Source organism: Desulfovectis peckii (assembly GCF_055391705.1).
On the sequence record NZ_AP042409.1, the window covers coordinates 2,085,863 to 2,105,421 of the forward strand.

Annotated in this window: 29 protein-coding genes; all 29 read right to left on the reverse strand. The window is 44.5% G+C overall.

Annotated features, from left to right (window positions below; all coding sequences use genetic code 11):
* Positions 1-22 precede the first annotated feature (22 nt).
* Complete coding sequence (gene map / locus ACZ5NG_RS10300; RefSeq protein WP_464251722.1) at positions 23-769, reverse strand: type I methionyl aminopeptidase; 747 nt, start codon at positions 767-769, stop codon at positions 23-25.
* 9 nt (positions 770-778) lie between these two features.
* A complete protein-coding gene (gene secY, locus ACZ5NG_RS10305; RefSeq protein ID WP_464251723.1) occupies positions 779-2,038 on the reverse strand; it encodes a preprotein translocase subunit SecY in 1,260 nt (419 codons plus the stop codon).
* A gap of 2 nt (positions 2,039-2,040) precedes the next feature.
* On the reverse strand, positions 2,041-2,481 hold the full coding sequence (gene rplO, locus ACZ5NG_RS10310; protein ID WP_464251724.1) for a 50S ribosomal protein L15: 441 nt from the start codon (positions 2,479-2,481) through the stop codon (positions 2,041-2,043).
* Positions 2,482-2,494: 13 nt separating this feature from the next.
* On the reverse strand, positions 2,495-2,674 hold the full coding sequence (rpmD, locus tag ACZ5NG_RS10315) for a 50S ribosomal protein L30 (RefSeq protein WP_464251725.1): 180 nt from the start codon (positions 2,672-2,674) through the stop codon (positions 2,495-2,497).
* A gap of 10 nt (positions 2,675-2,684) precedes the next feature.
* On the reverse strand, positions 2,685-3,185 hold the full coding sequence (gene rpsE / locus ACZ5NG_RS10320; protein ID WP_464251726.1) for a 30S ribosomal protein S5: 501 nt from the start codon (positions 3,183-3,185) through the stop codon (positions 2,685-2,687).
* Between the two features lie 32 nt (positions 3,186-3,217).
* Positions 3,218-3,583, reverse strand: a complete 366-nt coding sequence (gene rplR, locus ACZ5NG_RS10325; RefSeq protein WP_464251727.1) for a 50S ribosomal protein L18 — start codon at positions 3,581-3,583, stop codon at positions 3,218-3,220.
* A gap of 21 nt (positions 3,584-3,604) precedes the next feature.
* Positions 3,605-4,141: a 50S ribosomal protein L6 gene (gene rplF / locus ACZ5NG_RS10330; RefSeq protein ID WP_464251728.1), complete on the reverse strand. Its 537-nt coding sequence runs from the start codon at positions 4,139-4,141 to the stop codon at positions 3,605-3,607.
* 23 nt (positions 4,142-4,164) lie between these two features.
* The gene (gene rpsH / locus ACZ5NG_RS10335) at positions 4,165-4,563 is read right to left on the reverse strand and encodes a 30S ribosomal protein S8 (protein WP_464251729.1); all 399 of its coding nucleotides are present in this window, start codon (positions 4,561-4,563) and stop codon (positions 4,165-4,167) included.
* 17 nt (positions 4,564-4,580) lie between these two features.
* A complete protein-coding gene (locus tag ACZ5NG_RS10340; protein ID WP_464251730.1) occupies positions 4,581-4,766 on the reverse strand; it encodes a type Z 30S ribosomal protein S14 in 186 nt (61 codons plus the stop codon).
* 49 nt (positions 4,767-4,815) lie between these two features.
* Positions 4,816-5,361 carry a 50S ribosomal protein L5 gene (gene rplE / locus ACZ5NG_RS10345; RefSeq protein ID WP_464251731.1) on the reverse strand — a complete coding sequence of 182 codons (546 nt, stop codon included), beginning with the start codon at positions 5,359-5,361 and terminating at the stop codon, positions 4,816-4,818.
* A gap of 28 nt (positions 5,362-5,389) precedes the next feature.
* Entirely contained in the window at positions 5,390-5,710 is a 321-nt protein-coding gene (rplX, locus tag ACZ5NG_RS10350; protein ID WP_464251732.1) for a 50S ribosomal protein L24, read from the reverse strand.
* Between the two features lie 17 nt (positions 5,711-5,727).
* Positions 5,728-6,096 carry a 50S ribosomal protein L14 gene (gene rplN / locus ACZ5NG_RS10355; protein WP_464251733.1) on the reverse strand — a complete coding sequence of 123 codons (369 nt, stop codon included), beginning with the start codon at positions 6,094-6,096 and terminating at the stop codon, positions 5,728-5,730.
* Positions 6,097-6,136: 40 nt separating this feature from the next.
* Positions 6,137-6,346, reverse strand: a complete 210-nt coding sequence (gene rpsQ, locus ACZ5NG_RS10360) for a 30S ribosomal protein S17 (RefSeq protein ID WP_464253155.1) — start codon at positions 6,344-6,346, stop codon at positions 6,137-6,139.
* Positions 6,347-6,437: 91 nt separating this feature from the next.
* Positions 6,438-6,635, reverse strand: a complete 198-nt coding sequence (rpmC, locus tag ACZ5NG_RS10365) for a 50S ribosomal protein L29 (protein ID WP_464253156.1) — start codon at positions 6,633-6,635, stop codon at positions 6,438-6,440.
* Positions 6,625-7,059, reverse strand: coding sequence for a 50S ribosomal protein L16 (rplP, locus tag ACZ5NG_RS10370; RefSeq protein WP_464251734.1), 435 nt, complete (start codon positions 7,057-7,059; stop codon positions 6,625-6,627). The genes rpmC and rplP overlap by 11 nt, the downstream gene beginning before the upstream one ends.
* 3 nt (positions 7,060-7,062) lie before the next feature.
* A complete protein-coding gene (gene rpsC, locus ACZ5NG_RS10375; protein ID WP_464251735.1) occupies positions 7,063-7,728 on the reverse strand; it encodes a 30S ribosomal protein S3 in 666 nt (221 codons plus the stop codon).
* Positions 7,729-7,733: 5 nt separating this feature from the next.
* Positions 7,734-8,075: a 50S ribosomal protein L22 gene (rplV, locus tag ACZ5NG_RS10380; RefSeq protein WP_464251736.1), complete on the reverse strand. Its 342-nt coding sequence runs from the start codon at positions 8,073-8,075 to the stop codon at positions 7,734-7,736.
* Between the two features lie 21 nt (positions 8,076-8,096).
* The gene (gene rpsS, locus ACZ5NG_RS10385; RefSeq protein ID WP_464251737.1) at positions 8,097-8,381 is read right to left on the reverse strand and encodes a 30S ribosomal protein S19; all 285 of its coding nucleotides are present in this window, start codon (positions 8,379-8,381) and stop codon (positions 8,097-8,099) included.
* Positions 8,382-8,401: 20 nt separating this feature from the next.
* The gene (rplB, locus tag ACZ5NG_RS10390; protein WP_464251738.1) at positions 8,402-9,223 is read right to left on the reverse strand and encodes a 50S ribosomal protein L2; all 822 of its coding nucleotides are present in this window, start codon (positions 9,221-9,223) and stop codon (positions 8,402-8,404) included.
* 13 nt (positions 9,224-9,236) lie between these two features.
* Positions 9,237-9,524: a 50S ribosomal protein L23 gene (gene rplW / locus ACZ5NG_RS10395; protein ID WP_464251739.1), complete on the reverse strand. Its 288-nt coding sequence runs from the start codon at positions 9,522-9,524 to the stop codon at positions 9,237-9,239.
* Positions 9,524-10,147 carry a 50S ribosomal protein L4 gene (gene rplD, locus ACZ5NG_RS10400; RefSeq protein ID WP_464251740.1) on the reverse strand — a complete coding sequence of 208 codons (624 nt, stop codon included), beginning with the start codon at positions 10,145-10,147 and terminating at the stop codon, positions 9,524-9,526. The genes rplW and rplD overlap by 1 nt, the downstream gene beginning before the upstream one ends.
* A gap of 25 nt (positions 10,148-10,172) precedes the next feature.
* Complete coding sequence (gene rplC, locus ACZ5NG_RS10405) at positions 10,173-10,802, reverse strand: 50S ribosomal protein L3 (RefSeq protein WP_464251741.1); 630 nt, start codon at positions 10,800-10,802, stop codon at positions 10,173-10,175.
* A 103-nt stretch (positions 10,803-10,905) separates the two neighbouring features.
* Complete coding sequence (gene rpsJ, locus ACZ5NG_RS10410; RefSeq protein WP_464251742.1) at positions 10,906-11,214, reverse strand: 30S ribosomal protein S10; 309 nt, start codon at positions 11,212-11,214, stop codon at positions 10,906-10,908.
* A 165-nt stretch (positions 11,215-11,379) separates the two neighbouring features.
* Positions 11,380-12,582, reverse strand: a complete 1,203-nt coding sequence (gene tuf, locus ACZ5NG_RS10415; protein ID WP_464251743.1) for an elongation factor Tu — start codon at positions 12,580-12,582, stop codon at positions 11,380-11,382.
* Positions 12,583-12,618: 36 nt separating this feature from the next.
* Positions 12,619-14,691, reverse strand: a complete 2,073-nt coding sequence (gene fusA / locus ACZ5NG_RS10420; RefSeq protein WP_464251744.1) for an elongation factor G — start codon at positions 14,689-14,691, stop codon at positions 12,619-12,621.
* Positions 14,692-14,708: 17 nt separating this feature from the next.
* Positions 14,709-15,179: a 30S ribosomal protein S7 gene (rpsG, locus tag ACZ5NG_RS10425; RefSeq protein ID WP_464251745.1), complete on the reverse strand. Its 471-nt coding sequence runs from the start codon at positions 15,177-15,179 to the stop codon at positions 14,709-14,711.
* Positions 15,180-15,243: 64 nt separating this feature from the next.
* Positions 15,244-15,618 (reverse strand): 30S ribosomal protein S12, encoded by a 375-nt coding sequence (gene rpsL / locus ACZ5NG_RS10430; protein ID WP_464251746.1) that lies wholly within the window; start codon positions 15,616-15,618, stop codon positions 15,244-15,246.
* Between the two features lie 54 nt (positions 15,619-15,672).
* The gene (locus ACZ5NG_RS10435; RefSeq protein ID WP_464251747.1) at positions 15,673-15,924 is read right to left on the reverse strand and encodes a ribosomal L7Ae/L30e/S12e/Gadd45 family protein; all 252 of its coding nucleotides are present in this window, start codon (positions 15,922-15,924) and stop codon (positions 15,673-15,675) included.
* 128 nt (positions 15,925-16,052) lie between these two features.
* Positions 16,053-19,547 (reverse strand): DNA-directed RNA polymerase subunit beta', encoded by a 3,495-nt coding sequence (gene rpoC / locus ACZ5NG_RS10440; protein WP_464251748.1) that lies wholly within the window; start codon positions 19,545-19,547, stop codon positions 16,053-16,055.
* Positions 19,548-19,559 lie beyond the last annotated feature (12 nt).

A 19,559-nucleotide genomic window follows, 5' to 3' on the forward strand; every position in this document is an offset into this window, starting at 1 on the left:
ATTATCGGTCAGTGGACAGAAGTTACAATTTAGTTAATATTTCTGGCAGATCATCTGTTATAGCAATGGTGTGCTCAAAATGGGCCGACAATTTTCTGTCCTCGGTCACCACCGTCCAGTTGTTGGGAAGAGTTTCTACTTCATGGGTACCTTCGTTAACCATTGGTTCGATAGCTAATGTCATTCCTTTTTCCAGGCGCGGCCCACGTCCGGGGCGACCAAAGTTGGGAACTTGCGGATCTTCATGCAGTTTGTTGCCAATTCCATGGCCGACATAGTCTCGCACCACTGAAAATCCGCGTGCTTCCACATAACTTTGTATAGCATGGGATATATCCGACAAGCGATTTCCGTTTACCGCTTGCTCTATCCCTGCATAAAGCGCTTGTTTGGTTACATTGATCAATTCTTCTGCTGTGCTGTTTACTTCTTCCACCGGATGAGTTACCGTAGCATCTCCAAAATATCCATTTATTTCCGCACCAAGGTCAATACTAATAATATCTCCAGTTTCCAACTTCCTTAAACCGGGAATCCCGTGAACAACCTCCTCATTTATTGATGCGCAAATTGTCCCGGGAAACCCGTATAAGCCCTTAAATGCAGGTTTAGCGCCTTGTTTTACAATAAATTGCTCGGCAATTTCATCTAACTCTTTCGTTGTTACGCCCGGTTTTACAGCCTTTTCTAATTCCTTGTGGGTTAAAGCCACTACTTTGCCGGCATCGCGCATGTAGTTAAGTTCCCGCTCAGATTTATAGGTAATCATTGGAACCACCTACTTAATAAAGCCTTGGTAGCTGCGCATCAGTAGCTGGGATTCCATTTGTTTCATGGTATCTAAGGCCACACCCACTACAATCAGCAAAGATGTTCCACCAAACCATATACCGGGAATTTTGGTAGCAGCCATTACAAAGTACGGCAGTATGGCAATTAACGCCAAGAATACTGCACCGGCAAGTGTAATTCTGCTTAATATCCGGGAAATATACTCAGCAGTGGGACGACCCGGTCTTATTCCCGGTATAAAGCCGCCATACTTCTTAATGTTGTTAGCCATATCTACCGGGTTCATAATTACGGCAGTGTAAAAATAGGTAAATGCAATGATTAACAGCGCATACATTATAGTGTTAAACACACTGCCAAATCCTAAGTACTTAGCATACCAAGCGGCAAAATTTGGGCCGGCAAACCATTGAACAAACTGTTCCGGAAACATCAACAGTGATGATGCAAAAATCACCGGAATTACGCCAGCCTGGTTGACTTTTATCGGTATGTGAGTTGTTTGACCGCCATATACTCTGCGGCCAACCACTCTTCTGGCGTACTGTACCGGAATACGCCGTTGACCTTGCTGAACAATAACAATACCGCCGATAACAACCAAACCGATAATTATAAATAATATTATGCTCAGGAAGTTAATTGTTCCGGCACGCAGCATTTCTGCCATGTTCACAATTGCCGCGGGAATTCTTGATACAATACCGGCAAAAATAATCAGTGATATACCGTTGCCTATACCATTGGCGGTAATTTGTTCACCCAGCCACATTAAAAAGACGGTGCCGGCAGTTAAGGTTATCGCTACTGCTAAATATGAGAAAACGGTTTGACTTTCTAAGGAGTTTCTCATAAATAACGATAAACCTATCGCCTGGATGAAGGCCAATATTGCAGTAAAGTATCTGGTGTACTGGGTAATCTTTTTGCGACCTTCTTCTCCTTCTTTAGCCAATTGCTCCAGTTTTGGGATTACTACTGTCAGTAATTGCATAATAATTGAAGCGTTAATGTAAGGGAAAATTCCCATGGCGACAACGGAAACATTTTTAAAAGCTCCGCCGGATATTACATCAAAAAAACCTAATAATGTATTGCTGTTTGCCAGTTCTTCAAATACACGCGGATCAACACCCGGTACCGGAACGTGTGCGGCAATGCGAAAGACAAAGAGCAACGCCAAGGTAAATAAAAGTTTGTTTCTTAGTTCCGTCACCTTAAGTGCGTTTTTAACAGTATCGAGCAAGCCTAAATCACCTCAGCAGTGCCACCGGCGGCGGCAATTTTTTCGGCTGCCGATTTACTAAAAGCATTTGCCTTGACGGTAAGGGATCTTTCTAAATCCCCGTTACCTAAAATCTTCACACCGTCAGCAATTTTTTTGATCACACCGGTTTCTTTCAGCAGTTCAGGTGTAACTACTGTGCCGTTATCAAATCTGTTCAGAGCGCTAACATTAATGGCAATAATTTCTTTTCGGAATTTATTTGTAAAACCACGTTTAGGTAAACGACGCTGCAAGGGCATTTGCCCACCTTCAAAACCAGGCCTTACCCCACCGCCGGACCGGGCTTTCTGACCTTTATGTCCACGCCCGGCTGTTTTACCTAAACCAGACCCAATCCCTTGACCTTTACGGGTCGGTTTCTTCCTTGAACCGGCAGCTGGTTTTAATTCATGCAGTTTCACCGTCGCACCTCCTTTATACTTCTTCTACTTTAACCATGTGTGAAATTTTGTTAATCATACCGCGAATTTGCGGTGTATCCTCATGCTCAACGGTCTTATATAGTTTTGTTAACCCCAGTGTCTTAGCAGTAATTCTTTGTTTCGGCTGTTTACCAATTGGGCTTTTTACCAGTGTAATTCTTAACTTGGCCATATCCGCCCTCCTAACTTAGCAGTTCTTCTACGGGTATACCTCTCAGACGTGACACTTCTTCCGGAGTTTTTAAACTCTTTAAGCCTTCAATGGTCGCTCTGACCATATTGGTTGCGTTATTGGATCCCAGTGATTTGGTCAAAATGTCACGCACCCCTGCCAGCTCTAAAACAGCCCTTACCGGGCCACCGGCAATAACACCGGTACCGGGTGCAGCAGGCTTAATTAATACCTTACCAGCTCCAAACTTACCCAGTACTTCATGGGGAACGGTAGTACCACTGAGCGGTACCTTAATCAAGTTTTTCTTAGCATCCTCTACACCTTTACGTATTGCATCTGGAACCTGGCTGGCTTTACCTATGCCGGCACCCACGTGACCGTTCCCGTCACCGACAACTACCAGGGCAGAGAAGCTAAAGCGGCGACCACCTTTTACAACTTTAGCTACGCGGTTAATATAAACAACCTTTTCTGACAGTTCCAGCTTGCTGGCATCAATTCTTGCCATTATGCTTTAATTCCCCTCCTTAAATAACCGTACTAGAACTCAAGACCGCCGGCTCTTGCACCTTCAGCCAGTGCCTTGACCCGACCATGATAAATATAACCGGCACGGTCGAACACGACTTTATTGATGCCCTTTTCCAAGGCTTTTTTAGCAATGAGTTCACCCACTGCTTTGGCAGATTCTATGTTGCCGCCTGCTACTTTACCTTTGAGTTCCGGTGAGAGGGATGAAGCTGCAACCAGAGTTATACCCTTTTCGTCATCAATAATTTGGGCATAAATGTGATTTAGGCTACGAAAAACATTTAATCTTGGACGTTCGGCAGTACCAGTTATTTTGTAGCGCAGTCTTGCGCGACGCTTAGCACGAATTGCCTTACGGTTAACCTTTTTGATCAACTGATTTCACTCCTTCCCTAACTACTTACCGGCTTTACCAGCTTTGCGGCGAATGTATTCGTTTTCATATTTTATTCCTTTACCTTTATAAGGCTCAGGCTCACGTACGGCACGGATGTTAGCAGCAATTTGTCCGACTAGCTGTTTATCAATACCGCTTACGGTAATTTTGTTAGCAGCAGGTACATCAAATTCAATGTTTGGCGGTGCTTCTATTTCCACCGGATGAGCATAACCTATATTCAGCACTAGTTTATTACCTTGTTTTTGGGCACGATAGCCAACACCGACCAGTTCTAAATTCTTTTGAAAGCCTTTAGTTACGCCTTCAATCATATTGTGAATCAGTGTTCGGCTAAGCCCATGCAGTGACTTGTGTAATTTATTATCACTGGGACGTTCCACAATAACATTATTGTCTTCCAGTTTAACGATCATTTCCGGGTGTAATTCTTTTTCCAGTTGGCCTTTGGGACCTTTAACAGACACCACATTGCCCTGGATATTGACTTCAACACCTTGAGGTACTGGAATTGGCTTTCTGCCAATACGGGACATATCCTACACCTCCTCAGCCATCATTACCAGACGTAACAGATTACTTCTCCGCCTACGCCTAGTTGACGGGCTTTTTTGTCAACTATAATTCCTTTAGATGTGGAAATTATGGCAATACCCAGCCCACCTAAAACTTTAGGTATGTTGTCTTTTTTGGCGTAAACCCTCAGTCCGGGTTTAGAGATTCTCTTGATACCGGTTATCACACGCTGTTTGTCATCAGTGTATTTCATGAAAATGCGAATAACGCCCTGTTTTCCGTCTTCAATATACTCATAGTCTCTTATATAACCCTCTTCTTTGAGGATTTGTGCAATTGCTTTTTTTACTTTGGATGCAGGAGCTTCAACCACATCCTTGTAAGCCATATTAGCATTGCGAATACGAGTCAAGAAATCCGCAATGGGATCAGACATTACCATTGCCCCTACCTCCTTCCTTACCAGCTTGCTTTTTTAATACCGGGAATTTCACCTCTATAGGCTAATTCCCTGAAACATACACGGCATATACCAAATTTTCTCATATATGCACGTGGTCTACCGCAAATTTTACAGCGATTATATCCCCGCACCTTAAATTTGGGCGGGCGGTTGGCCTTATTTATCAAAGCTTTTTTTGCCATCAAATTCCCTCCTTTGCCGGACATCGTCTTTTCCGGTTAATGATGGGCACTAGCTGACCTGTCTAAAGGGCATTCCTAACAGTCTTAACAGTTCCATAGCTTCTTCGTCAGTCTCAGCTGTAGTGACGAAACTAATATCCATACCGCGAACTTTGTCAATTTTATCATAATCTATTTCCGGGAAGATCAGTTGTTCTTTGATCCCCAGGGTGTAATTACCTCTTCCGTCAAAGGATTTTGGTGATACGCCACGAAAATCGCGAACCCTCGGTAAGGCCACATTGAAAAGTTTATCTGCAAAGTCCCACATGCGGTCACCACGCAGTGTAACCTTTGCACCAATAGTCATACCTTGTCTTAACTTAAAAGCGGCAATTGATTTTTTGGCTTTGGTCACAATCGGACGTTGTCCGGTAATGGTCATCAAATCTTCTACAGCAGCATCAACAGCCTTAGAGTTTTGTACCGCCTCACCTAAGCCAACGTTCAGAACAATTTTCACTAGCCTTGGCACTTGCATGACATTTTTATAGCCAAATTTCTGCATCATCGCTTTGACAACTTCATTATTATATTTATCTTTTAATCTGGGCACTGGTCGTTACCTCCTTCCCACTTGAGGTTTAGCTCAATACTTCACCGCATTTCTTGCAAATACGTTCCTTGCTGCCGTCAGGCAATATTCTTTTGCCTACACGGACGGGACGGTTACACTTCGAGCAAAACGGCATAACATTGGAACTGTGGATAGGAGCAGGCTTTTCAATAATACCTCCCTGCGGCATTGATCTTGAGGGACGAGTATGACGTTTAACAATGTTCACCCCTTCAACAATCACTCTGCCGGTTTTCGGGGATACTTCCAAAACCTTTCCTTTTTTTCCAGCATCTTTACCGGTTATAACTACCACGGTATCTCCTTTACGAACATGTACCTTGGGCATTTTCTGCACCTCCAATCTTACAGAACCTCAGGAGCCAGAGAAATTATTTTCATAAAATCTTTTTCCCGCAACTCCCTGGCCACAGGTCCAAAGATACGGGTACCTCGTGGACTTTTATCATCTTTAATGATTACTGCGGCATTTTCATCAAATTTGATATATGAACCGTCTGGCCGCCGCAACTCTTTTTTTGTACGTACAACAACCGCCTTGACTATATCGCCTTTCTTAACAACGCCACCAGGTGTAGCTTCTTTAACAGAAGCAACAATGATATCGCCTATGCGTGCATAACGTCTGGTCCCGCCACCCAGTATTCTAATGCAAAGTAACTTTCTCGCACCGGTGTTATCGGCAACGTTGAGTTTAGATTCAACTTGAATCAAGGTAGGTCCCCTCCTTTCAAGGCCACTTATCCGTTAAAAGTTATATTTGCTCAGCTCTACGGATAATTTCTACAACCCGCCACCGCTTATGTTTAGATAATGGCCGGGTTTCCATAATTTTTACTTCATCGCCCACACGGCAGGTATTATCTTTGTCGTGGGCTTTAAATTTCTTAGTACGGCGAACAATTTTGCCATACAATGGATGTCTGGCAAAGTCTTCAACTGCCACAACAACGGTTTTATCCATTTTATCGCTTACAACGCGACCGTAACGTACCTTACGATGGACTTGTGCCACAGGTTTGCCTCCTTCCTCATAAAGGTGCACTCTTATATGTTTAGCGTATTCCTAATTCCCGCTCCCGGAGAATTGTTTTGGCACGAGCAATTTTTCGACGAACTTCTCTAATTTTTAGCGGATTATCCAACTGTCCGGTAGCCAATTGAAATCTCAACTTAAAGAGCTCATCCTTAGATTCATCAATTTTCTTATTCAGCTCTTCAACGGTAAGCTCACGCAGATCTTTACTTTTCATTGGCTTCACCTACTTCCTCCCGTTTAATAATCTTACATTTAACGGGTAATTTATGAGAGGCCAATCTAAGAGCTTCCCGGGCTGTTGCTTCAGGAACACCGGCAATTTCAAACATTACACGCCCTTGTTTAACTACAGCAACCCAGTTTTCCGGAGAACCTTTACCACTACCCATACGGGTTTCCGCAGGTTTCTGTGTGATCGGTGTATCAGGGAAAATGCGGATCCACACTTTTCCACCACGTTTAATGTGACGAGTCATGGCGATACGCGCTGCTTCTATTTGCCTGTTTGTTATCCAACCCGGTTCTAAAGCCTGCAAACCAAATTCACCAAAATGTACCTCTGTACCACCTTTTGCCCTTCCGGACAGTTTACGGGGGCGGTGTTGTTTACGATACTTAACCCTTTTCGGAATTAGCATTACCTATTCCCCTCCTTTATTGGCGGTCGCTTCTGCCCTTTGGGGCAATACCTCTCCTTTATATATCCATACTTTAACACCGATTTTTCCGTAAGTTGTGTTAGCTTCAGCAAATCCATAGTCTATATCAGCTCGCAGCGTATGCAACGGTACTTTTCCTTCACTTGCCCACTCAGTACGGGCAATTTCAGCACCGCCCAAACGTCCGCTTACAGCAACTTTGATTCCTTGTGCGCCCATTTTCATTGCGCGGCTGATTACTTGCTTCATAGCCCGACGAAATGCTACTCGCTTTTCTAACTGTAATGCAACGTTTTCTGCCACCAACTGGGCATCAGTTTCCGGCACTTTAACTTCTTGAATATTAATGCTTAGCTTTTTGCCGGTCATTTTCTCCAGTTGACGCCTTAAAGTTTCAACTTCAGCACCACCGCGACCGATAACTATACCCGGCTTAGCGGTAAAAATTGTAATTTTAACACGGTTGGCAGCACGTTCAATTTGAATATTGGAAATACCGGCTTGATAAAGTCTTTTCTTAATATAAGTGCGCAGCTTGTAATCTTCAAGCAGCAATTCAGAAAAATTACGTTTATCTGCAAACCACTTAGAGTCCCAATCACGAATGATGCCAACCCTTAATCCTTTGGGGTTAACCTTTTGTCCCACTTAAGTTATCCCTCCTTTTTCTCTTTTACCACTATTGTAATGTGGCTGGTGCGCTTGCGTATCATATCTGCCCGACCATACGCACGCGGTTTATAGCGCTTGAGGGTGGGACCCTGATCTACATAGGCTTCAGCAATATAGAGATTATCTCTGTTCATATCGTAGTTATGTTCCGCATTAGCTGCAGCTGAATTAATCACCTTTGTCACAGCGGCAGAAGCCCGCTTAGGTGTGTATTTAAGAATCGCCAACGCTTCTTCTATATCTTTACCCCGTATCAAATCAACAACTTGACGCACCTTGCGCGGGGATATCCTGATATATTTGGCAATTGCTCTTGCTTCCATGTTATTGCCCCCCTCTCATGGCTACTTTAGAGCAGTAGATCTTTCGGTGTGAGCCCCATGACCGCGGAAAGTACGGGTTGGAGCAAACTCACCTAATTTATGACCAACCATATCTTCAGTAATGTATACCGGTACATGTTTCCGCCCATCGTGAACGGCAATTGTATGCCCTACCATTTGCGGAAAAATAGTTGAACTGCGCGACCAGGTTTTTATCACTTTCTTTTTCCCGGTTTCATTCATCTTTTCAATCCTCGCCAGCAGCTTCGGATCTACATATGGTCCTTTTTTGAGCGACCGACCCATATCTGGACCTCCTTTATTTCTTATTTCCGACGTTTAATAATCAATTTATCGCTCGGCTTGCGCTTACGTGTGCGAGCACCTAAAGCAGGTTTACCCCAAGGAGTCACCGGGTTGCGGCCGGCAGGCGATCTACCTTCACCACCACCATGTGGGTGATCTACAGGGTTCATTACCACACCGCGCACACTTGGACGACGTCCCAGCCAGCGACTGCGACCGGCTTTACCTATATTAATGTTCTCATGTTCAATATTACCAACTTGACCAATGGAAGCGCGGCATGCTTGTAAAACCATGCGCATCTCCCCGGAAGGCATACGGATAGTAGCGTATTTTCCTTCCTTGGCCATTAATTGGGCGGAAGCACCTGCCGAGCGCACCAGTTGTGCCCCATGGCCTGGATGAAGCTCAATGTTGTGAATCATTGTACCCACAGGTATATTGGCCAGCGGCAAAGCATTACCGACTTTAATGTCGGCATCCGGTCCCGATTCAACAGTCATACCGACTTTTAAGCCGTGCGGTGCAATAATATAGCGCTTCTCACCGTCTGCGTAACTCAATAGTGCAATCCTTGCAGAACGGTTCGGGTCATATTCAATGGCAACTACTTTTGCCGGAATACCATCCTTATCCCGCTTGAAGTCAATTATCCGGTACATTCTCTTGTGTCCGCCGCCACGGTGACGTACTGTAATACGTCCCTGAGCATTACGGCCGGCCTTTTTTTTCAAGGGTGTCAATAAGGACTTCTCCGGCTCGGTTTTTGTAATTTCATCAAATGCTGATACCGTAACGAAGCGGCGACCAGGGGAGGTTGGTTTAAACGTTTTGATTGCCATCCGTCATCCCTCCTTACAGTCCTTCAAATATCTCAATTTTATCCCCTTCTCTAAGGGTTACGATTGCTTTTTTTCTGTCAGCGGTTTTTCCTATATATTGACGGATCCGCTTAGTTTTACCTTTTACATTTATCGTATTAACTTTTTCCACCTTAACATTAAACAGTTTTTCAACGGCTTGTTTGATTTCCGTTTTATTAGCCTTAGGATCTACCCAAAATGTATATTTATTGTCTGCCAACAATGAGGTACTTTTTTCGGATATCGTTGGCTTAATAATAATATCACGAGGGTTTTTCACTATGCCAGCACCTCCTCAACCTTGGCCACCGCATCTTTGGTAATGACCAGTTTGTCATGGTGCAGCAAATCGTAAACATTGAGACCCGCCGCTTGCAGCGGTTTAATACCCGGAATGTTACGTGCCGATTTAGTTACATTTTCATCCTTCTCAGCAGTTACAACCAAAGCCTTACTGTTGATGTTTAGATTGCGAATAATTTCAACCATTTTCTTAGTCTTTGGTTGTTCCAATGATAAGTCGTCTAAAACAACAACTTCACCGGCTAATGCCTTGCTGGAAAGAGCTGATTTCATTGCCAGACGTCTTACTTTCTTTGGCAGTGAAATTTTGTAGCTTCTGGGGCGAGGCCCGAAGACAATACCACCATGACGCCAAATAGGTGAACGTATGCTGCCGTGTCTTGCCCGACCGGTTCCTTTTTGCCGCCAGGGCTTACGACCGCCACCGCTTACTTCTCCTCTGGTTTTGGTACTGTGTGTACCTTGCCGACGGCCGGCCAACTGCATTACCACTGCCTGGTGCAAGACATGCTCGTTGGGTTTGATACCCCAAACCGCATCATTCAGTTCAATCTCACCGACTTGAACGCCTTCTATATTAAAAACTGCTACTTTGGGCATCTCTTATCCTCCTTCCGTACCGTCGTTACTTAGCCTTCTTGACAGCTTCCCTAATCATTACCAGGCCGCCGCGCGGTCCGGGAACGGCACCTTTTACAGCAATAAAGTTACGTTCAGCATCCACCTTTACTACTTCTAGGTTTTGTACGGTAACCCGTTCCACACCGTAATGACCGGGAGATCTCTTACCTTTAAAGGTCCTGGCTGGACCTAATGCACCGGCAGATGCCGGACGACGGTGGTTTTTAGAACCGTGTGACATTGGGCCGCGAGCAAAGCCGTAACGTTTAATGGTACCGGCAAAGCCACGTCCTTTAGAAGTACCGATAACATCTACTTTTTCGCCCTCGGCAAAAATGTCAGCTTTTATTTCTTGCCCTACTTGATAATCATCAACATTATCTGTTCTTATTTCCCGAATATAACGCAACGGTCGAACACCGGCTTTGGCAAAATGTCCTCTTAAGGGTTTGTTTACCAAACGCTCCTTTTTTTCGCCAAAACCTATCTGTATTGCATTATAGCCATCACTTTCTACGGTTTTCTTCTGCAACACCAAGCAAGGTCCGGTTTCCACAACGGTTACCGGAATTGCATCGCCTTCAGGGGTAAGCAGTTGTGTCATGCCAACCTTTTTCCCCAAAATTGCTTTCATAACTTCCTGCACCTCCTATGTCACGATTAGAGGTTCGCTTTGCGAACTTAACCGATTTCTGCCCCGGACAACTGCCCCGGGTGTTTCTTTTTTAGAAAATTAATTAAAGCTTAATCTCTATATCTACACCTGCCGGCAGATCTAAGCGCATTAAAGAATCTACCGTTTTGGGAGTAGGATCAATAATATCTATCAATCTCTTATGGATACGCATTTCAAATTGCTCGCGTGAATCCTTATTTACATGAGGTGAACGCAAAATAGTATAAATGCTTTTTTCAGTTGGCAGTGGCACCGGTCCGGCAACTATAGCACCGGTACGCTTAGCCGTATCGACAATTTTTTGTGCAGATTGGTCTAGTATTTGGTGCTCGTAGGCTTTTAAGCGAATACGAATTTTTTGTTTTTTCACTTTCAATTCCTCCTTAATCGCCCGATTTTGCGGACTACTCCATGAAAATTCCCCCATTTATGGGCAACCTTTCACTTCATCGCTTATGTGACATCCAAAAAGCTAAATATCACGTACACGCAACAGGAGGTGGGGGCTAGCTGCCCACCTCCAAAGTTCTATCTCTTACTCAATAATACTGGTTACAACACCGGCACCTACTGTGCGGCCACCTTCACGAATAGCAAAGCGCAAACCTTCTTCAATAGCAATCGGGGTAATCAGTTCAATTGTAAACTTGGTGTTATCGCCGGGCATTACCATCTCTACACCTTCCGGCAGGGTAATTACACCGGTTACGTCGGTTGTACGGAAGTAAAACTGTGGGCGATAACCGTTAAAGAACGGAGTATGACGTCCACCTTCTTCTTTGGTCAATACGTATACTTCCGCTTCAAACTTAGTGTGCGGGTTAATTGTTCCCGGCTTTGCCAACACTTGACCCCGTTCAATTTCTTTGCGATCTATACCGCGCAGCAGGCAGCCAACGTTGTCACCTGCTTCCGCATAGTCCAGTATCTTGCGGAACATTTCTACACCGGTAACTACGGTCTTGCGCGGCTTTTCTTGTAAACCGACGATTTCTACTTCGTCTTGAACTTTTACCATACCCCGCTCTACACGACCGGTTGCCACCGTACCACGACCGGTAATGGAGAATACGTCTTCTACCGGCATCAAGAACGGCTTATCTTTATCACGTTCCGGAGTAGGAATGTATTGGTCTACGTTGTCCATCAGTTCCAATATCTTGCCGCACCATTCGCATTCCCGCTTGCCGCAGCCACATTCTAACGCTTTCAGTGCTGAACCGGCAACAATCGGGGTATCATCGCCAGGAAATTCATATTCATTCAGCAGTTCCCGAACTTCCATGTCTACCAGTTCTAATAATTCTTCGTCGTCTACCATGTCTGCTTTGTTTAAAAATACGCAGATGTAAGGTACGCCTACTTGGCGGGACAGCAGAATGTGCTCACGGGTTTGGGGCATTGGACCGTCTGCCGCCGACACAACTAAAATGGCACCGTCCATTTGGGCTGCACCGGTAATCATGTTCTTAACATAGTCTGCGTGACCCGGGCAGTCTACGTGTGCATAGTGACGGTTTTCGGTTTCATATTCTACGTGTGAAGTATTAATGGTAATACCACGTTCACGCTCTTCCGGTGCATTGTCAATTTCATCATACTTCTTAACAGTTGCATGGCCGTATTGGGCCAATACCGTAGTAATTGCAGCGGTAAGAGTGGTTTTACCATGGTCTACGTGACCAATCGTACCAATGTTTACGTGCGGTTTTGTCCGCTCAAATTTAGCCTTTGCCATTAGTTACTTTCCTCCTTGAAATGCCAATGATTTACATTAGTTTGTTTTATTAATAATTTTTTCTGCTATATTCTTCGGAACTTCTTCATAATGGGAGAATTGCATAGTATACTGGCCGCGACCTTGGGTACGGGAACGTAAATCAGTAGCATAGCCAAACATCTCGGCCAGCGGCACATATCCGGTAATTACGCGGGCATTGCCTCTTTGATCCATGGACTCAATTTTACCGCGTCTGGAGTTGATGTCTCCCATTACATCACCCATATACTCTTCCGGCATGGTAACCTCTACTTTCATCATCGGTTCCAAAAGTACCGGTTCAGCTTTTTGGGCAGCTGCTTTCAGCGCCATTGAAGCCGCTACCTTAAATGCCATTTCAGAAGAGTCGACATCGTGATATGAACCGTCGTACAGTGTAACTCTGATATCCAGCAGCGGATAACCGGCCAATATTCCGTTATTCATAGCTTCTTGTATACCTGCATCAACAGCCGGTATGTATTCCTTAGGAATAACGCCGCCGACAATCTTATTGACAAATTCATAACCGGCTCCCCGCTCAAGGGGCTCAATTTCAATCCAGACATGACCGTATTGACCACGCCCGCCGGACTGCCGCACAAATTTACCTTCGGCTTTAGCCGGCTTTTTGATGGTTTCTTTATAAGCAACCTGCGGCTTGCCGACATTGGCTTCTACTTTAAACTCTCTCAGCAGCCGGTCAACAATAATGTCTAAGTGCAACTCACCCATGCCGGATATAATTGTTTGACCGGTTTCTTCGTCGGTATGAGTTTTAAAAGTAGGGTCTTCTTCCGCTAACTTTTGTAAAGCTACCCCTAATTTATCTTGGTCAGCTTTAGTTTTGGGTTCTATCGCGACATCAATAACCGGTTCCGGAAAATCCATTGATTCCAATACAATTGGGCTCTTTTCATCGCAAAGAGTGTCACCGGTAGTGGTAAACTTCAAACCTACTGCAGCTGCAATATCACCGGCATAAACCGCGTCCACCTCTTCGCGGTGGTTAGCGTGCATCCGCAGTATCCGACCGACACGTTCTTTTTTGCCTTTAGAGGTGTTAAAAACATAAGAACCTGATTTTAAACTACCGGAATACACTCTGAAAAAGGTTAATTTACCAACATAAGGATCGGCCATAATTTTAAATGCCAAGGCAGAAAACGGCTCATCATCTCTGGGAATACGCCGATCTTCTTGACCTGTATCCGGGTTAATCCCAGCAATCGCCGGTAGATCAGTCGGCGCAGGCATATAATTAACAATCGCATCCAATAAAGGTTGCACACCTTTATTTTTAAAGGAAGAACCACACAGAACCGGTATCATTTTAACTGCCAGAGTAGCTTTGCGAATGCCAAGGTGAATCTCTTCCTCAGTGAGTTCTTCTCCTTCAAGGTACTTCATCATCAGTTCTTCATCGCTCTCGGCCACAGCCTCCAGCAGCTTTTCGCGATATTCTTCCACCAGTTCCACCATATCTTCTGGAATATCAGTTTCATCACTCTTTGTACCCAAATCGTCTATATAGATAATTGCTTTTTTTCTAATCAGGTCAACTACACCCTTAAAACTATCTTCAGCACCAATAGGCAATTGAATCGGTACAGGGTTAGCACCCAATCTATCCCGGATCATCTGGATGGTGCGGAAAAAGTCTGCACCGATGCGATCCATTTTATTTACATAAGCAATTCTAGGTACACGGTATTTGTCTGCCTGCCTCCATACAGTTTCAGACTGGGGTTCCACGCCACCAACAGAGCAAAATACGGCTACTGCTCCGTCCAGAACACGCAATGAACGTTCTACTTCCACTGTAAAGTCCACGTGGCCTGGCGTATCTATAATGTTTATACGATGGTCTTTCCATTGACAGGTAGTTGCAGCCGAGGTAATAGTGATACCACGTTCTTGTTCTTGAACCATCCAGTCCATAGTTGCTGCACCATCATGTGTTTCGCCAATTTTGTGTACCCTACCAGTGTAAAACAAAATGCGCTCGGTGGTAGTGGTCTTCCCGGCGTCAATGTGTGCCATGATCCCAATGTTGCGTGTACGCTCTAACGGAAAACTACGAGACATTTAGTTTAGTTACCTCCTTACCACCTATAATGCGCAAATGCCTTATTAGCCTCTGCCATTTTGTGTGTATCCTCACGTTTTTTAACTGCTCCGCCGGTATTTTGGGCGGCATCCATTAATTCATTTGCTAATTTTTCAGCCATTGTACGGCCTGCACGTTGACGGCTATATTGGGTAATCCAACGTATAGCTAACGTTTGACGACGCTCAGGTCTTACCTCAACCGGAACTTGATAGTTAGCACCGCCAACCCGGCGAGCTTTTACTTCTAATACAGGCATGACGTTTTTCATTGCCTCGTCAAACACTTCTAATGGGTCTTTGTTTGTTTTCTTACGAATAATATCAAAAGCATCATAAACAATTCTTTCCGCTAAACTGCGCTTGCCGTCGAGCATAATTTGATTTATCAGTTTTGTAACCACTTTGCTGTTGTAGACGGGATCTGCCAGCACTTCGCGCTTAGGAATATCACCTTTTCTTGGCACCGTTTTCCCCCCTTTTACAGATGATAGAATATATTAAGACAACGGTCATATAAATTATATAAAGTTACTTCTTCGGCCGTTTAGTACCATACTTAGAACGAGCCTGGTGGCGGTTTTCAGTACCTGCAGCGTCTAATGCGCCACGTATAATATGGTATCTAACACCAGGTAAATCTTTAACACGGCCGCCACGCACCAACACTACAGAGTGTTCTTGCAAGTTGTGACCGATACCCGGAATATAGGAGGTCACCTCAATACCGTTGGTAAGACGCACCCTGGCTACTTTCCGAAGTGCAGAGTTTGGTTTTTTAGGGGTAGTAGTGTACACTCTGGTACAAACGCCTCTTTTTTGTGGTGAATTTTTAAGCGCAGGAGAATTAGACTTTCCTGTTTGCTTTTGTCTACCTTTTCGAACAAGCTGAGCAATCGTCGGCATCTTCCGTCTACACCTCCTTCCAAGTAAAAATGTAAAATATATTAAGATTTAAATTTATTCTTCAATAATAGCAGCTGCAGCACAGCCCACTTCAATTTTGCATGCTTTTCCTAAAACCTTCATGTTTTCCACTTCGATTATCGGCACATTATTCTCCTGACATGAGTTAATTATGGGATCAACTACATGCCGCTCTGCATCTTTTGCTATAAATACCATTTTTGCGTGCCCTTTATGCAGTGCTTTTAATGTCTGTTTAGCACCAACCGTCTTTTTTCGAGCATTGGTTAGTTTTTTATACGACATCACAAAAACCCCCACAAAATTGCACACTCGTAAATATTACCACCACAAAAGTTCGTTGTCAACCTTGAATTTAAATTAGCAGTTATTGGTGGGGTAATTTTTTTATACCCCACCAATAATTTTGTTGTTTATAAAGCCTCAATACTCTCTTCAGGTTTATTGGCCCAGTTGTTCTGAGTAGCTTTATCATCCTTTTTCACTAATTCCGGCTTTATTGTTTGGTAGCGATTCATTCCGGTACCCGCCGGAACCAGCTTACCGATGATTACGTTTTCCTTTAACCCCATCAAAGGATCTACCTTGCCTTTAATTGCCGCTTCTGTCAGCACCCGAGTTGTTTCTTGGAAAGATGCTGCTGACAAAAATGAGTCTGTAGCCAGTGAGGCTTTAGTTATTCCTAAGAGAACAACCTTAGCGGTAGCAGGCTCTCCGCCAAGTTCTTCTATCCGTTTATTTTCTTCTTCAAATTCGTAGATATCTACCAAACCGCCGGGCAGTAATTCGGTATCACCGGCATCCTCAACTTTAACTTTCCGCATCATTTGCCGGATGATTACTTCTATATGCTTATCGTTAATTTCCACACCCTGCAGGCGGTAAACTCTTTGCACTTCATGCAGCAGGTACATTTGTACGGCGCGGATCCCTTTTATCTTCATCAATTCATGTGGGTTAACCGAACCTTCGGTTATTTCATCACCTGCTTCTATTCTGTCACCGTCACGCACTTTTAGGCGTGCCCCGTATGGAAGTTGGTAAGTTTGTTTTGTTCCGTCGTCTGCGACTACCTCAACTTCCCTGCGTCCCTTAACTTCTTTAATGGTCACTACACCGTCATTTTCACTAATGATAGCTTGACCTTTAGGTTTGCGGGCTTCAAACAATTCTTCAACCCGAGGCAAACCTTGAGTAATATCGTCACCTGCTACACCACCGGTATGGAATGTGCGCATTGTTAATTGAGTACCGGGTTCGCCAATGGATTGGGCGGCGATAATGCCAACCGCTTCGCCGATATCAACCTGATGACCGGTAGCTAAATTCCTTCCGTAACATTTCTTACATACGCCATGTCGAGTACGGCATGTCAGTACTGAGCGAATTTTTACTTTCTCAATGCCGGCATTAATAATTTCCGTAGCTGCATCATCACTTATTTCGCTGTCAGCCTTAACAATTACTTCACCTGTTTTAGGATGGACAATGTCTTCGATAGCATAACGTCCGCTGATGCGATCAAAGAGATTTTCAATTGCCTCAGTACCGTCTTTGATTTCGGATACCTCAATGCCCTCATTTGTTCCGCAATCTTCTTCACGAACAATAACATCTTGAGCCACATCTACCAGGCGTCGAGTTAAGTATCCGGAGTCTGCAGTGCGCAAAGCGGTATCCGCCAAGCCTTTACGGGCACCGTGGGTGGAAATAAAGTATTCCAACACCGTCAACCCTTCGCGGAAATTTGCCTTAATGGGAAGGTCAATAATTCGACCGGAAGGATCCGCCATCAGACCCCGCATGCCGGCAAGCTGCCGAATTTGTTGAATATTACCGCGGGCACCGGAACCTGCCATCATATATACCGGGTTCCATTTATCCAGCGCATTCATTAGAGCCTTTGTTACTTGGTCAACGGCATTATTCCAAATATCAATTACTTTACGGTATCTTTCTTCTTCAGTAATTAAGCCTCGACGATACTGTCTTTCAACGACATCGACAGCTTCATTGGACTTATCCAAAATTTCTTTTTTCTCCGGCGGAATGGTGATATCAGATATTGCAATAGTCATACCTGCTTTTGTCGAGTAGGCATAGCCTATTTCCTTCAAGCCGTCAAGCAATTTAGCCGTTGCTGCATAACCCAGTTTGCGATAACACTGATCAACAATGCGACCTAATGCCTTTTTATCGGCAACATCATTGTAGTAGCCCAGTTCATCAGGTATCACACTGTTAAAAATCAACCGCCCTACCGTAGTTTCCATTATTTTACCTTTGTAGCGAACCTTTATTGTTTCGTGAAGGGTTACTACCTTGTTATGGTATGCAAGTTCGGCTTCATTTGCATCCCTAACCAGCTTAGGCTTATGATTGGGCGGATCCTTTTGCATTGTCAAGTAATAACAGCCTAATACCATGTCTTGAGTAGGTGACACTACCGGCCTGCCATCCTTAGGATTAAGAATGTTATGCGCGGAAAGCATCAATATTCTGGCCTCAGCTTGGGCCTCGGCAGAAAGCGGAACATGCACAGCCATTTGGTCACCGTCAAAGTCCGCATTATAAGCAGTACATACCAAAGGATGGATTTTTATTGCCCGACCTTCAACCAGAACCGGTTCGAATGCTTGAATCCCTAATCGGTGCAGCGTTGGAGCACGGTTAAGCATTACCGGGTGCTCTTTAATTACTTCTTCCAATACATCCCACACTTCACTGCGCAAGCGTTCAACCATTCGTTTTGCGCTCTTAATGTTATGGGCATAACCTTTATTGACCAAACTGCGCATCACAAAAGGTTTAAACAATTCCAAAGCCATCTCTTTGGGCAAGCCGCACTGGTGCAGTTTTAATTTTGGACCGACAACAATTACTGAACGACCTGAATAGTCAACCCGCTTTCCAAGAAGGTTCTGGCGAAAGCGTCCTTGCTTCCCCTTCAGCATATCCGACAAGGATTTCAACGGCCTGTTGCCCGGACCGGTAACCGGTCTTCCCCGGCGGCCGTTATCGATTAAGGCATCCACCGCTTCTTGCAGCATGCGCTTCTCATTGCGTACAATGATATTCGGCGCACCAAGGTCAAGAAGTTTTTTCAGACGGTTATTTCTGTTAATCACCCGGCGGTATAAATCATTAAGATCTGAAGTTGCAAACCGGCCGCCGTCCAACTGCACCATCGGACGCAGTTCCGGTGGGATAACCGGCAGGACGTCTAAAATCATCCATTCCGGCTTGTTGTTAGATTTGCGAAAGGCCTCAATTACTTCCAAACGCCTAATGGCACGAATTTTACGTTGCCCGGAAACCTGTTTTATTTCTGCCCGTAATTCTTTAGCTTGCTCCTCAACATCAATTTCTTTAAGTAACTCTTTGATTGCTTCCGCACCCATACCGGCTTTAAAACGGTCGCCGTACTTCTCGCGGTATTCCCGATACTCCGTTTCAGTTAACAGCTGCTTCTTAATTAAATTGGTATCACCCGGGTCTATCACAATATAAGAAACAAAATACAATACCTTTTCCAATGCCCGTGGGGACATGTCAAGCACTAAACCCATACGGCTGGGAATACCCTTGAAAAACCAAATGTGCGAAACAGGAGCAGCCAGTTCTATTCTGCCCATTCTCTCACGACGCACCTTGGATCTGGTAACCTCAACGCCGCATCGATCGCAAATTACCCCTTTATAACGAACACGCTTATACTTACCGCAATGACATTCCCAGTCCTTGGTAGGGCCAAAAATTCTTTCACAAAACAAACCGTCCTTTTCCGGTTTCAAGGTTCTGTAATTAATAGTCTCGGGTTTCTTTACTTCACCCCTAGACCACTCGCGAATTTTTTCAGGAGATGCTAAACCAATCCGGATCCGGTCAAAGTTGTTTAATTCTGGCAAGGATTTTTCCCC